1 pseudogene is annotated in these 624 nt (G+C 64.6%); it reads right to left on the bottom strand.

Features of this window, described 5'->3' with window-relative positions:
• Positions 1-61 precede the first annotated feature (61 nt).
• A pseudogene (locus tag A5652_RS03990) lies at positions 62-624 on the bottom strand (ribonuclease H-like domain-containing protein); the annotation flags it as partial.

The raw sequence follows: 624 nt of genomic DNA, 5'->3' as shown, positions 1-624 counted from the left end.
ACAAGCTCGCCGTTCAGGCCAAACTGCAAGTCCGCCAGCGTGAAACCGGCGTTCCGCAGGTCGAGGTCATCGACCCGGTGGCCGTGGTCACGTCACCAACGCGCAGCTGAGCCCCCATATAGAGCGGCTCCAGCGCCTTGAGGCTGAATGACTCCGCGCCGGTGCGAATGCTCCTGCGCACCAACGGGTAAAGGTCGACCAGCGTACCGCTGCGCAGCAGTTCGTCGACTTCGTCCTCGCCGACTCCGTAACGTCCGGCGAGTCGCAACAACGCCGTCTTCTCGTAGGGCGCGTAGTGGTAGATGTGCATGTTGGGGCGGCGCTTGCGGCGTCTGGCCACCAGCGCCAAGAAGTCGATCAGCGCCTTGCGTTCGTCGGCCCGGTTGTGCGCCCACAACGGGCGAAACTTGCCTGTCGGTCCGGCTTCCAGTACACCGAAGAGATATTCCAGGCCCCACTGGCGTCCATCGGTGGTCCACAGCGGGTCGCCTTCGAAATCGAAGAACAGGTCCCCGGGGTCGGGCTCGGGTAGCAGCGTCAGCGGCTGCGGGTCGATGACCTCGACCTGCGGAACGCCGGTTTCACGCTGGCGGACTTGCAGTTTGGCCTGAACGGCGAGCTTGT

Source organism: Mycobacterium sp. 1165178.9 (assembly GCF_001673555.1).
GTDB lineage: Bacteria > Actinomycetota > Actinomycetes > Mycobacteriales > Mycobacteriaceae > Mycobacterium.
This window is presented reverse-complemented; position numbering and strand designations above follow the sequence as displayed.